Source organism: Mycobacterium syngnathidarum (genome assembly GCF_001942625.1).
In the GTDB taxonomy this organism is placed as follows: Bacteria; Actinomycetota; Actinomycetes; order Mycobacteriales; family Mycobacteriaceae; genus Mycobacterium; species Mycobacterium syngnathidarum.
Map to the genome: position 1 here is coordinate 1 of NZ_MLCL01000075.1, position 13,459 is coordinate 13,459.

The window sequence follows — 13,459 nt, forward strand, 5'->3', positions numbered from 1 at the left end:
CGTCTTCGTCGGTGGTGAACGGGATCATGGTGAGTTCGACGTCCATGCCGAATTGCAGTTTCGTCGGATCGTTTTCGGTGAGTCGGCCTTCGACGCGGATGACGGGGCCGGTGTCGTCGGTGAGTTCGACCAGGCCGACGCCGAAGGGCACGAAGTTCTTTCCGGTGGGGCCTTTGTAGGGGGCGCCGGGTGGGAAGCCCTGGGTGGTCCAGGCGATGACGGTGCCGCGGCGGGGGAGCTGTATTTCTGAGGTCTTGGCGCTGCTGCATCGAGGGCAGCGAGCCTGGGCCGGGAAGGCGGTGGCCGCGCAGTCGGTGCAGCGGCTGCCGATCAGTTGCGGTTCGGTGTCGGGCCAGGTCGAGATCTCTGGCGCAAGGGCCTTCTGCATGCGTCCGATTCCTCCGTGTTCGGCCGAAAATGTCCAGCAACTGTAACTCTTACAGTAACGTAGTCCAAGTGAGCGAGCGTGGGGCCGAGTCCAAGGTGACGTTCTGCCGGATCTGCGAGCCGCTGTGCGGCATGATCGCCACGGTCGAGGGCGGCAAGCTCACGGCACTGCGGCCGGACAAAGACCACCCGCTGTCGGCCGGATTCGCCTGCCAGAAAGGCATCGCGTTCACCGAGGTCGTCAACGACCCGGACCGGGTCACCACACCGTTGAAGCGCACAGCGGACGGTTTCGAACCCGTGAGCTGGGACGCGGCGCTCGACGACATCGCCGCCCGGCTCACCGAAATCCACGGCCGCCACGGATCGGGTGCGCTGGCGTGGTACATGGGCAACCCCGCGGCCTTCAGCTATTCGCACCTGTTCGCCGCGATGGCGTTCGCCAAGGGCATCGGCGGCGACAGTCATTTCTTCAGTTCGTCTACCCAGGACACCAGCAGCCGACTACTGGCCAACCAGTTTCTCTACGGCGCTCCGTTCCCGGTACCCATCCCAGATTTGATGCGTACCGATCTGCTCGTCGTGTTCGGCGCGAATCCCGTGGTGTCCCACGGCAGCTTCCTGACCGCCCCTCGGATCAAGGACCGCATGCACGACATCGTCAAGCGCGGTGGGCGGGTCGTGGTGGTGGATCCGCGGCGCAGCGAGACGGCCGCCCAGTTCGAGTGGCTGGGCATCACCCCGGATGCCGATGCGTACCTGCTCCTGTCGATCCTGCAGGTGCTGTTCGCCGAGGGGCTCGTCAGCGCCAGGGCCGAGGTGCAGGCTGACGGATTGGGTTGGTTGCGAGCACAATCCGCGAGTTTCAGCCCGGAGGCCACCCACCGGCATACGGGAATCGAGCCGGACACGGTCCGGACGTTGGCCCGCGATCTGGCCGCCACCGAACGAGCCGCGGTCTACGGTCGGCTGGGTACGTGCGTCGGCCGCAACGGTACCTTGACCACCTACCTGCTGGACGCGGTCAACCTCGTCGCGGGCAATCTGGATACCCCGGGCGGCAGTGTGTTCAGCACCCTGGGCATCCCCGGCCAGAAGTGGGGTTCGCTGGCGATGGGCGCTTCCCTGCGTCGCAGTTATCGGACCAAGCGAACGCGGGTCGGAGACCTCCCGTTGGTCATCGGGGCCGAACCTGCCGCATTCATGGCCAAGGAGATCACCACGCCGGGCCTGCGGCAGGTCAAGGCGATGTTCGTCGGTGCGGGCAATCCGGTGCTGTCGGTCCCCAACGGTGCCGAGTTGGAACAAGCGCTGGATGCGACCGATCTGTCGGTGGGTCTGGACCTCTACGTCAACGAGACCACCGCGCACTGCGATTATGTGTTGCCCGTGACGACGATGTACGAACGGGATGACTTCGCCGTCACGTTCCAGATGTTTCAAGCGACGCCGTTCCGTCAGGCCACCGACGCCCTGGTGGCGCCGCGCGGCCAGGCTCGCACCGAATGGGACATCATCGTCGATCTGATCAGCCGGACGCAGGTGCGGACACCGGTATTCGTCGCGCTCCGGCTGGCGGCCAAGCGGGCGGCGCGACGGGGAAAGCGGCTGAGCCCACGGCCGATGATCGACATGATGATCCGGATGGCCGACGGCGGTGACCGTTTCGGGCTGCGCCGTGGCGGGTTGACGTTCCGTCGCCTGGCCGAACAGCATCCGCACGGTGTCGTGGTGGCGCCGAACATTCGCACCGGGGTGCTGGGCGAGGTCGTGGTGTATCCGAAGGGCCGGATACGGCTCGAGCATGAGGACATCGCGTCAGAAATCGGCGCGTTGTCGGGACGGGCCGAGCCGGACGGCTATCCGCTGCGCATGATCGGCATGCGGGAACCGCGCTCGGAGAACTCCTGGCTGCACAATTCACCGTTGCTCATGCGTGGCAACAGGATTCAACGTGCGTTGATGCATACCGAGGATGCTGCGATGCGTCACCTCGCAGAGGGTGACGCCGTGCGCGTGCGGTCGCCGTACGGCCAGATCGAGATTTCGCTGTCGCTCACCGACGACATCGTGCGGGGAACGGTCGCGATACCTCACGGGTGGGGGCACAAGGGGAGTGGGCGCTGGCGGATCGCCAACCAGGCGGGCGGGGCCAACGTCAACCAGTTGATGTCGAGTGATCCCGCCGACGTGGAAGCGCTGGCCGGCATGTCTTGGCTCACCGGCGTGCCCGTGCAGGTGGAACCCCGCTGATCAATATACTGTAAGTGTTACAGTTGGTCGCGTGAGTGAAGTCGCGGACCAGGCCGTCACCAGTGTGGACATCGGGCGCCGTGCCGCGGCCCGAGCCGAGAAGCGCATGCTCATCGACGGCAAGTTGGTGGCCGCGGCGTCCGGCGCCGAATTCGACAACGTCAGCCCGGCCACGGGCCTGATTCTCGGGTCGGCCGCAGCAGCGGGTGTACACGACATGGATGCCGCGATCGCCGCGGCTCGGCATGCGTTCGACGACTCGGACTGGAGCACCAACCGCACCTTACGCAAGCGCGTGCTGGCCCAGCTGCAGGACGCCGCCGAGGCCGAAAAAGACGATCTGCGTGAGGAACTGATTGCCGAGGTGGGCTGTCCGGCGATGACGACCGAGAATGCCCAGCTGGACTGGCCACTGGTCGAGGCGTTGCGCTATCCGGCCCGCTTGATCGACGAATTCGAATGGGAACGCACCCTCGACGGCGGCGGCCTGTTCGGCGAACGCAACGCCCGTACCGTCGTCAAGGAAGCAGTCGGTGTGGTCGCGGCGATCACCCCGTCGAACTTCCCGATCGAGGTAATCCTCAACAAACTCGGGCCGGCGTTGGCCGCCGGCAATACCGTTGTCCTCAAACCGGATCCGAACACACCGTGGAATGCCACCCGGCTGGGCAGGCTGATCGCCGAACGCACCGACATGCCGCCGGGCGTCGTCAACGTGGTGCCGACTCCGTCCAACGAGGTGGCCGGGCAGTTGGGCACCGACCCTCGGGTCGACATGGTGTCGTTCACCGGGTCGACGGCCGTCGGCCGGCATCTGATGCGGGTCGGCGCCGACACCATGAAGCGCACGTTCCTCGAACTCGGCGGCAAGTCGGCGATGATCGTGCTCGACGACGCCAAACCCGGCCACATCATCCCCGGTGCGATCGGGGCGTGCGTGCACGCCGGGCAGGCCTGTGCGGCCAACACCCGGATGCTGGTGCACCGCAGCCTGTTCGACGAGGCGGTCGCCAATGTGACGATGGCGTTCGGTGCGGTGCCGGTGGGCGATCCGGCATTGCCGACCACCCTGGTCGGGCCACTGATCAGTGCGGCGCAGAAGCACCGTGTGCTCGAGGCGATCGAGGGTGCCCGCCGAGACGGCGCCGACATCGCGGTGGGCGGCGGCGCGCCCGACGGGCTGCCTGCGCACCTGGCCGACGGACACTTCGTCGCACCCACCGTCATCGTCGGGGCAGATCCCGGATCGGCGATCGCCCAGGACGAGGTGTTCGGACCGGTGCTGGTGATGCTGCCGTTCGACGATGACGACGAGGCGGTGCGAATCGCCAACGACAGTGCGTTTGGGTTGGCCGGGGCGGTGATGTCGGCATCATCCGAGCGGGCGATGGCGATCGCGCGGCGCATTCGCACCGGAGCCATCGGCGTCAACGGCGGTATGTACTACGGGGCCGATGCCCCGTTCGGCGGGTACAAGAACAGCGGTCTCGGAAGACAGTGCGGGATCGAAGGGTTCGCGCAGTACACCGAGACCAAGACCATCGGCTGGCGGAGGCCGCGGCAGTAGCTTTCCCCTTGCGTCTGCTCGGCGGAGGGAAGTTACCCCTGGATGGCGGCGTGACTCAACGCCTCGGCGCGGTCGAGGATGCTGGCGAGGATGTGGTCGAAGTTGCCGTCATCGGCCATGCCGATGCGATAGCCGCGCCCGGGGATCGAGGCGATCAGCGGCATCGCCTCGGCGTCGATCACCTGTTCCCAGTACTCGCGGGGGAACTGTCGTTCGGCGGTGCGGTTCTGTAAGCGTTGCAGCACAGCGGAACTGCGCACGAGCACCGAGATGGCCGTATAGGTGTCGAAGGCCTGCTTGGGGGTGAGCCCGGCCGCCACCAGTGCGGCGACTGGTTGCTCGATCTTCTCCAGCGCGGTGCGTGACGCCGGTACGCCTCGGGTGCCGCGGATGAGGATGAGATCGCACATGATCGGGTTCGAGTTGAACATCTCACGCATGCGATGGGCGTGTGCGTGCAGAGACTCTCGCCAGGTACCGGCCGCGATAGACGACACGCTGAGGTCGTAATCGAGCAGGACACGATCGGTCATCGCATCGAGCAAGTCGTCCTTGCGACGGAAATACCAGTAGATGCTCGTCACGCCGACATCGAGATGACGGGCCAACTGCGGCATGCTCAGGTTGTCGACCGATACCTGGCCAGCGAGTTCGAATGCACCGCGCAGGATTTCGTCGATGCTGATCGACCCGCGTTCGCGACGTTGGCGACCGTTGGTGTTCGCGGGCCTGGCCATTGCTTCGTCCTTCAGCGGCTCGGGTCGAACGTGACGGGAATGGCGGTGGGGGAGCGGAACGGCTGGCCGAAGATGTGCGGGTCCTCGTCGGTGATCAGGTGGAGGTTGCGCACCCGGGACAACAAACTCTCCACGGCCACCCGGGTTTCCATGCGCGCCAGGTGTAACCCCATGCAGGTGTGCTCACCGGCGGCAAAGGTGATGTGCGGCACTCGCTTCCGAAAGATGTCGAACTCTTCGGCCCGTTCCCAGCGGGCCTCGTCCCGGTTGGCCGAGCCCATGCAGACATCGATCACCGCGCCTGCGGGCAGCGTGACGCCGCCGAGTTCGGTGTCCTGGGTGGTCGAGCGCTGCACGGTGGTGAGTGGTGTTTCGTAACGCAGCCCTTCTTCGATGGCTGGGCCGATCAACTCATGGTCTTCTTGTACCGCAGCGAGTTGCTCGGGGTGAGTGAGCAGTAGGTACAGCAGATTTCCCGAAGACCGGTAGGTGGTCTCCAGCCCCGCCGGCAAGAGCAATCGAAGGAACGAATAGATCGCCTCGTCCGTGAGCTTCTCACCGTCGATCTCCGCGGTGACGAGGTCGCCGATGATGTCCTCGGTCGGCTTGCACCGGCGCAGCTCGATCTGTCCGAGGAAGTAGTCCTTGAGGGCGGCGGAAGCTTCGAAGGCGCGTTTGTACTTGACGGTGTAGCTGATCAGCTCGACCGCGCGCTGCCGAAACCAGGGCAGGTCTTCTTCGGGAAGTCCGAGCAGCTTCGAGATCACTCGGGTGGGGAACTCGAACGTGAAGTCGCGTACCAGATCAGCGGTGCCGGTGTCGATGAACTCGTCGACGAGCGCCTCACAGATCGGCCGGACGATCTCGGGTTCCCAGCGCTGGAGCGAGCGTGACTTGAACGCGGCCGAGACCAGGTTCCGGTGGTCGCGGTGGGTCTTGCCCTCCATGGCCAGGATGCTGGGACCGATGAACAGCCCGATCGTGTTGTCATAGATTCTCGAATTGAACGACTTGCTATCCCGGAACACGGTGTTGACAGCGTCGAAGGACACCGCGGCGTATTGGTGTTCGGGCAGTAGCGATTCCGGTGTCTTGGACCAATCCATCACCGAGCCGCGGAAGACGCCATGCTTGGACCGGTGCCGCGCGAAGATCGGGTACGGATCGCGCAGCAGGGTGGCCCTGTCGACAACAGCTTCGTCGACGACCAGTCCCTGAACGTCACTCTCCATTACTCACCCCATGGTCGGAACGCTGCCAGCTTGCCGATGCATATTACGGTAAACCATACAGTAATGAAGTCGGCGCGGTTCAGAGCGAGATCGGGGCCCCGTTGCTCATCGATGCGATGAAGCCGGCATCGACCTGGATGTCCTGGCCGTTGATCCAGCGCGCCGCGGGGGAGGCCAGGAAGGCGATCAGCGGGACCACGTCGTCGACGGTGGCATGCCGGCCGACAGTGGCCCGCACCATGTCCAGGACGTCCTTGCCCATCGTTTGTTCGAAGTCGGTGAGGATCGGAGTCTCGACCGGGCCCGGGCTGACGGTGTTGACCCGCACCCCGTACTTGCTCCAGGCCGGCCCAGCGATCCGCTTGACGTACAGGATCGCGGCCTGCTTGGAGGTGGTGTAAACGGGGAAATCCGGGTCCTGCCCCGCCTGCCACCGTTCCACCGCGGCTCCGTCGGCGAGTTCGAGGAGTCCGTCGAGGATGTCGATGCGCTGTTGCCAGCCGAGGGCCGCGGTAGAGGCCACCGTGACGATCGAACCGCCGTGCCGTAGCAGTGGCAGCATGCCTTCGGTCATCAGTCGCATGCCGAGGTAGTTGACCTTGAGGACGTCGGCAGCCGGCGCGGTGCCCGGGACCCCGGCCACATGGGCGAGCATGTCCCAGCCGTCGCCGATTTCCCCGAGGAGCCGGGTGATGTCGGTGGCGTCCCGCAGATCGCAGGTGGCGTGCTCCGACGCAGGGGTGTCACCGGGCCGCACGTCGACCGCGAGCACGTGGTCGCCACGCTCGAAGAAGTGCGCTGCGGTGGCGGCTCCGATCCCGGAGCCGGCCCCGACGACGACGATCCTGCGTGCGCTTTCCGACATGCGGCGACCTTTCACTGAATGAACGACAGTAAGGATGACTGTAAACAATTCGACTCAGCCGGACAATCGGCTCCCGCCTGCTGGGCGAGTGCTACCGTTAGCCTTACCGGAGGGCCTTCAAATAGTGCGATGCATGCTGGTGAGGAGACGGATTCGATGAGCGCGGTCGAGGAGTGTGCGGCGATACAGCTGCGCGGGGGCTTGGGTGAGTCGCTGGCCGCTCAGCGCCGGTCGTTCATCGCCGACGGCCCACCGGAGGCCGCCTTGCGCCGCAACCGCATCGACCGCCTACTCGCGATGGTGTTGGACAACTCGGAGGATTTCGTGTCCGCCACCGCGGCCGACTACGGATCCCGGTCGCGCTCGGCAGCCTTTTTCGCTGAAATCCTCGGCATGCTCTCGGTCATCGAGCACACCAGAGCCAATGTGCCGCAATGGATGCGGGCGACCAAGCTGATGCGCGCCGCTCGCTTCGCCGGATTGCGTGCCGAGGTGTTGCCCAGCCCTCTCGGCGTGGTCGGCGTGATCGGCCCGTGGAACTTTCCCGTCCAGTTGACGGTGCTGCCCGCGGCAGCAGCGTTCGCCGCGGGCAATCGGGTGATGATCAAGATGTCGGAGGTCACCCCACGCACTGCCGAGCTGATGGCGGCGATCGCGCCGAAGTACTTCGACGCGACAGAGTTGCAGGTGGTGACCGGTGGGCGGGACGTGGCCGCCGCGTTCGCGGGCCTCCCGTTCGATCACCTGTTTTTCACCGGATCTCCCTCGATCGGAGCGCTGGTGGCGCGGGCGGCCTCGGACAATCTGGTCCCGGTCACGCTGGAGTTGGGTGGCAAAAACCCGGTAGTCGTGGCCCCCGGTGCCGACATCGAACGCGCAGCGAGCCGAATTACCCAGGGCCGCATGGTCAATGGCGGCCAGGTGTGCGTGTGCCCCGACTATGTCTTCGTACCGGATGCGCAAGTGGACCGGTTCGTCGCGGTGGCGCGCCAGACTCTCAGCTCGTTGTTTCCCAGCATCGTCGGAAACCCCGATTACTGCTCTTCGGTGAACCAGGCCAATTTCGATCGGGTGGTCGGCCTCATCGCCGATGCGCGGGCACAGGGTGCCCGCATCGATTCGGTTGTACCGGCGGGGGAGGTGCTGCCGGATCCGGCGAGCCGCAAGATCGCGCCGACCATCGTGCGCGACGTCGACGACCGGATGCGGATCGCGACGGAAGAGGTCTTCGGACCAGTGTTGGTGGTCCGTGGCTATTCGCGCCTCACCGAGGCAATCGACCACATCAACGCCCACCCCTCACCGCTGGTGGCGTACTGGTTCGGCCCCGACAACGCTGACTTCCGGCACTTCGTCAGCCACACGCGCAGTGGTGGGGTGGCCCGCAATGACTTTGCCGCGCACATGATCCCCTCGAGCGCGCCGTTCGGCGGAGTGGGCCGCAGTGGGATGGGCGCTTATCACGGCAAAGCCGGCTTCGATGCGTTCAGCCACTACCGAACCGTGGTCGGCAGCGACCTGCCCTTCACGGTCACCGGGCAGGCGGCCCGCCCGTTCTCCGGTTCGATGCGGGTCAGCGCCGGCCTCAGCTTGCGACGAGCTCGCAAGCGGACCACCGCACGGCTCAAGAAGTTTCGCTGACCGCCTGCTCGCGAGCCCAGCGGTAATCGGCCTTGCCGGCCGGGCTGCGCTCGATGGCACGGCGGAACACCACGTCCTTGGGCAGCTTGTACCGGGCGATCGAGGATTCGGCGTGCCGGATCAGCTCGTCGGCGCCCGCTGTCGCGTCCTGGGCCAACGCGACAATGGCGACCACCTCCTGTCCCCAGCGTTCACTGGGGCGGCCGGTGACCACCACGTCGCGGACTGCGGGATGCGAGGCGATCGCGGATTCGACCTCCTCGGCGAAGATCTTCTCGCCACCGGAGTTGATCGTCACCGAGTCGCGGCCGAGCAGTTCGATCGCGCCGCTGTCCAGATGGCGGGCACGGTCACCCGGAGTGGCATAACGCACGCCGTCGATCACCGGGAAGGTAGCCGCGGTCTTGGCGGCGTCGCCCTTGTAGCCCAGCGGCACGAATCCGCGTTGCGCCAGCCAGCCCAGCCCGTCGTGTCCGGCGGGCAGGACCGCGGTGAAATCCTCGGTCACCACACAGGTGTCGGGCCCGGCGTTGAAGGTTCCGGTCGACACCGCGCCCGGGGCCGACATGTGGCTCATCTGGGCGCCGGTTTCCGATGATCCCACCCCGTCGACAACGATGAGGTTCTCCTTTGCGTCGATGAGTTGCTGCTTGACGTAGGGGGTCAACTGCGCGCCGCCGTTGGCCACCACCGACAGTGAGGACACGTCCGCGGCCCCTGTCCTGATCGCCTCCAGCAGGGGTCGTGCCATCGCGTCGCCCACCACGGTGGCCACGAGTACCTGCTCGCGTTCGATGGTGCGCACCACGTCGTCGGCGTCGAAACGGTCGACCACGCTGGGGAATACGACCGTCTGCCCGGTAGTGACCGCTGTCATCGCACCCCATTGGGCCGCGCCGTGAATCAGCGGCGGCAGGATGAGCAGCTTGGTGCCCGGGTTGTCGACCGCACGCTCGACGATGTCCTCGATGGATTGCGCCTTCTCGCCGGTCATCATGTTGCGTCCGCCGAATGCGGTCATGAAGATGTCGTGCTGGCGCCACAAGACGCCCTTGGGCATGCCGGTTGTGCCGCCGGTGTAGAGGACATAGAGGTCGTCCGGGCTGGGCTCGACAGGAGGTGCTGTCAGGGCTGCGGAGCCGACGATCGCCTCGTAATCGACCGCGCCGTCGAGCAGTTCGTTGCCGGAGTCGTCCGCGATCTGGATCAGAACCCGCAGCGCCGGCAGATCGGGGAGGATCTCGGCCACGTGCGGTGCGAACACAGCGTGGTACACGAGGGCGGTCGCTCCGGAATCGGCCAGGAGATACTGCAATTCGTTCTTGACGTAGCGGTAGTTGACGTTGAATGGGGCGACGCGGGCACGGAAGGACCCGAGCAGGGATTCGACGAACTCGGGACCGTTGTGGGCATAGACACCCAGCAGGTCCTGACCGACTTCGTGGCCGGCCAGCACATCTCGTTCGGTGTGCACCCCCAGTCCGCGCGAATGCAGGTACGCCGCCAGCCGATTCGACCGGTCCACCACCTGGCGATAGGTGAATCGGCGGTCACCTTGAACGATCAGGGGGCGGTCTGAAAGGGCGGCGGCGACAGCTTCGGCGACAACCGGAACGGTGAACTGCACGGGGTGCTCCTCTTGTACGGTCAGCGCTGCCAGGCGTGCAGCAGTTGTTCGGTGGTGGTGACGGTGGCCAGTAGGGACAGGGTGTTGTCGATGACCGCGTCGGCGTAGGCCGTCGGGATTCCGGCCACCGCATCCCGCGGCAGGACTACCCGGTACCCGGCGTTGACCGCGTCCATCACCAGGTTGGTGATGGCGATGTTCACCGACACTCCGACGGCCACGATGGTGCTCACGCCGAGGTTGCGCAGGATCGGGTCGAGATCGGTGCCGCCCATCGGGCCCAGGCCATGCCAGCGCGAGAGCACGAGATCGTCTGGTTCCGGGCCGAATTCGGGGAGCAAGGTGGCGCCTGGGCTACCGGGCAGGATACCGACGTCGTTGCGGCCGATGGCGAAGATCTTGGCGTTGTGATTGGAGCCCAACCCGTCGGGGCGTCGCTGCACCAGGCAGTGCACCACCCGGGCCGAGACGCCTCGCGCCGCCGGCAGCAGCCGGGCGATGTTGGGTAGTGCCTCCCGTCGGGCCTCGTCGGCCAGGGCGGCGAGGCCGGCATCGGGACCGACCACCGCGCCTTGGCATTCCTGGGTGACGATCGCGGTGTGCTCGGGCGCGGCGAGTTCTCTCAGATCGGGTCTCATACGCCGGCGACAGCACTCTCGACCGGCGGGACCTCGTAGAACTGGGTGGCCCACTTACGCATGGCCATATAGGGTTTGGCATCGATCTTGGCCAGCGGCGGGTGTTCGACGTACTTCTGGTAGCGCCAGATGTCGCAGTCTTCCCACACGGTCTTGAGGAACTGTTTCTCGACCTGCTTGCGAACCTGCTCGGGTGGGACGTCGGAGGTCTCACCTGCAAGCTTGGGCCACCAGATGGAATAGAACATGTCCGACACCTTGTCGTCGACCGGGGTGCAGGCGAAGATCAGTCGGTGGTTCGACGAGCCTTCGAAGGCGCTCATGGCGAACCCGAGGCCGGAGAAGTGGCTGTGAATCCGCAGCGCCATCTTGTTGGGATCGTCGCTGCGCGTGTCGGGCCAGCCGGTGAGGAACCGCCATTCCTCGTCGACGTGTTCCCAATGCAGGCAGACCGGTGTCACGGTGGCTCCGTGGACGTAGCGGAAATGTGAACTGTCCGGACCGTTCTCGGCCACGATCTGCGGATGCACCGGTATCGCATCGGCCCGGCTGGAGAACTCGGGGTAGGGCCGGTAGTAGGCATTCGGATCGGTTTCGAACTGAGGGAACTTGTGGAAGATGTCGGGCAATTCCCACTGCGGCGGCCTGGCTTCGGGCTGGTACCACATGAAGATGCAGCCGTACTGCTCTTTGACCGGGTAGGACCGCAGCCGCAGCCCACGATTGGGCTTGTCGGGTTGGTAGGGGATGTAGGTGTTGTTGCCTTCCGGTCCCCACCGCCAGCCGTGGAACGGGCATTCCACGCAATCGCCGACCACCTTGCCGCCGTGGCCGATATGCGCGCCCAGATGCTTGCAGTGGGCCTCCAACACGTGCAGCTGCCCGGATTCGTCGCGGTAGGCGGCCAGGTCCTCGCCGAAGTACTTCAGCGCCTTCACATCGCCGACCTCGTACTCGGCCGACCAGCCGATCATGAACCAGCCGGTGACCTTCCAGGTGAACGGCACTTTCATGACCAGTTTCCTCCTGCTGTCGGTGCACTCGCGATCGATCTCTCCCGATAGGTACGGAAGAGATTACAGTAGTGCTTTCGGCATCGAAAGAGGAGAACGTGTCCGGGCGCCCGGTGGTGCGTTGATTGTATCGAATGGCTTACGGTAGCGTTTACAAAAAAGCGGCCCAGCCGAGCGCGGTGGGTGAACTGTCAGGGGTTATGGCACGGATCGTGACTCGCTCACGGATGCGGAGAAGGATTATCGATGACTGCGGCCACGGTGGTGTTCGACCCGTTTTCTCAGGACTTCTTCAACAGTCCTTATGAGACGTACCGGCAGATGCGCATGCATGCGCCCGTGTACTACAGCGAGCGGTACGACTTCTACGCGCTGACCCGTCATGAGGATGTCGCCGCGGCGTTCAAGGACTACGAAACTTTCTCATCGGCCTACGGCGTCGACCTCGCGCAGGTTCGCAAAGCCGATGTCACCGAACATGGTTCGATCATCGCGATGGACCCGCCGGCCCATCGGCGGATGCGCAGTCTGCTCAACAAGGTCTTCACGCCGCGGGCGATCCAATCCAAGCGGGAACTGGTGACCGAGCTGGTCGACAAGCATCTGTCGGCGGTGAACCCGGCCGGTTTCGACTTCGTCCAGGATTTCTCCGCGCGCTTTCCGGTCGACGTGATGACCTCGTTGCAGGGTGTTCCAGAGCAGGACCGACAGCAGATCCGGCTGTGGATCGACGATCTCCTGCACCGGGAACCGGGCGAGATCGAGATGGGCGAAGTCGGCGTCAAGTCCGCCGTCGACATGGCCATCTACTACTTTCGGCTGACCAAGAAGCGCCGCGCGCAGCTCGGTGACGACCTGATCAGCCAACTGATCGAGGCCGAGATCGAACGGGACAACGGCGAGATGGAACCGTTGACCAACATCGAGATCACCGAATTTGCCACGCTTCTCGGTGGTGCCGGCGCGGAGACAGTGACCAAGCTGCTCGGCAACGCGGCGGTGGTCTTCGCCCAGAATCCAGAGCAGTGGCAGAAGCTGCTCGACGACCGCAGCAAGGTACCGCTGGCCGTGGAGGAACTGCTGCGCTACGAGGCGCCGGCGCAGTACAACGTGCGGCGCTCGATGCGTGAGATCGAACTGCACGGCGTGACGATCCCGGCCGGTAAGCCGGTGTTCCTGGTGGGTGGTTCGGCCAACCGAGATCCCGAGGCGTGGACCGAACCGGACCGGTTGGACATCGATCGCGACCGCTCCCAAGCGCAGAATCTCGGGCTGGGCTACGGGATTCACAGCTGCCTCGGTGCCGCGTTGGCTCGCCTGGAGAGCGCCATCGCGCTGGACAAGATGCTGGACTTCATGCCGCGCTATGAAGTGGACTGGGACGGCTGCAAACGGGTGAACATGCAGAACGTCGCGGGCTGGAGCAACGTGCCGGTTCGTGTGCTGGACTGACCACGGGTGCCCCAGACGGAGATATAGTGCACCGCAGTCGATCAGGA

At 65.2% G+C, this 13,459-nt stretch carries 11 protein-coding genes; 4 read left to right on the plus strand and 7 right to left on the minus strand.

Annotated features, from left to right (window positions below; translation table 11 throughout):
* A partial coding sequence (locus BKG60_RS20300; protein WP_075909935.1) for a Zn-ribbon domain-containing OB-fold protein occupies positions 1-388 on the minus strand: 388 nt, incomplete at its 3' end.
* A 29-nt stretch (positions 389-417) separates the two neighbouring features.
* Between BKG60_RS20300 and BKG60_RS20305 the strand changes: the two genes are divergently transcribed.
* Together BKG60_RS20305 and BKG60_RS20310 are read left to right on the plus strand one after the other, a co-directional pair.
* Positions 418-2,640, plus strand: a complete 2,223-nt coding sequence (locus tag BKG60_RS20305) for a molybdopterin-containing oxidoreductase family protein (protein ID WP_070945191.1) — start codon at positions 418-420, stop codon at positions 2,638-2,640.
* Positions 2,641-2,746: 106 nt separating this feature from the next.
* Entirely contained in the window at positions 2,747-4,207 is a 1,461-nt protein-coding gene (locus BKG60_RS20310; RefSeq protein WP_255741142.1) for an aldehyde dehydrogenase family protein, read from the plus strand.
* Between the two features lie 32 nt (positions 4,208-4,239).
* Here the strand turns inward: BKG60_RS20310 and BKG60_RS20315 are convergent, their stop codons facing one another.
* The 3 genes from BKG60_RS20315 to BKG60_RS20325 all read right to left on the minus strand — a co-directional run bounded on the left by BKG60_RS20315 (position 4,240) and on the right by BKG60_RS20325 (position 7,041).
* Positions 4,240-4,944 carry a TetR/AcrR family transcriptional regulator gene (locus BKG60_RS20315; protein ID WP_070945193.1) on the minus strand — a complete coding sequence of 235 codons (705 nt, stop codon included), beginning with the start codon at positions 4,942-4,944 and terminating at the stop codon, positions 4,240-4,242.
* Positions 4,945-4,955: 11 nt separating this feature from the next.
* On the minus strand, positions 4,956-6,176 hold the full coding sequence (locus BKG60_RS20320) for a cytochrome P450 (protein WP_070945194.1): 1,221 nt from the start codon (positions 6,174-6,176) through the stop codon (positions 4,956-4,958).
* Between the two features lie 79 nt (positions 6,177-6,255).
* Positions 6,256-7,041: an SDR family oxidoreductase gene (locus BKG60_RS20325; RefSeq protein ID WP_070945195.1), complete on the minus strand. Its 786-nt coding sequence runs from the start codon at positions 7,039-7,041 to the stop codon at positions 6,256-6,258.
* 156 nt (positions 7,042-7,197) lie between these two features.
* Here BKG60_RS20325 and BKG60_RS20330 point away from each other — a divergent pair, with 156 nt between their 5' ends.
* Positions 7,198-8,682 carry an aldehyde dehydrogenase family protein gene (locus tag BKG60_RS20330; protein WP_070945282.1) on the plus strand — a complete coding sequence of 495 codons (1,485 nt, stop codon included), beginning with the start codon at positions 7,198-7,200 and terminating at the stop codon, positions 8,680-8,682.
* On the opposite strand, the gene BKG60_RS20335 is transcribed toward BKG60_RS20330, so the two are convergent.
* The 3 genes from BKG60_RS20335 to BKG60_RS20345 are packed head-to-tail and all read right to left on the minus strand — an operon-like array spanning position 8,666 to position 11,960.
* Positions 8,666-10,309, minus strand: coding sequence for an acyl-CoA synthetase (locus BKG60_RS20335; RefSeq protein WP_070945196.1), 1,644 nt, complete (start codon positions 10,307-10,309; stop codon positions 8,666-8,668). The two genes, BKG60_RS20330 and BKG60_RS20335, sit on opposite strands and share 17 nt — an antisense overlap.
* A gap of 20 nt (positions 10,310-10,329) precedes the next feature.
* Positions 10,330-10,947, minus strand: a complete 618-nt coding sequence (locus BKG60_RS20340; RefSeq protein ID WP_070945197.1) for a cysteine hydrolase family protein — start codon at positions 10,945-10,947, stop codon at positions 10,330-10,332.
* Complete coding sequence (locus BKG60_RS20345; protein WP_070945198.1) at positions 10,944-11,960, minus strand: Rieske 2Fe-2S domain-containing protein; 1,017 nt, start codon at positions 11,958-11,960, stop codon at positions 10,944-10,946. The genes BKG60_RS20340 and BKG60_RS20345 overlap by 4 nt, the downstream gene beginning before the upstream one ends.
* Before the next feature lie 246 nt (positions 11,961-12,206).
* Here BKG60_RS20345 and BKG60_RS20350 point away from each other — a divergent pair, with 246 nt between their 5' ends.
* Positions 12,207-13,412, plus strand: a complete 1,206-nt coding sequence (locus BKG60_RS20350) for a cytochrome P450 (protein WP_070945199.1) — start codon at positions 12,207-12,209, stop codon at positions 13,410-13,412.
* Positions 13,413-13,459: the final 47 nt, after the last annotated feature.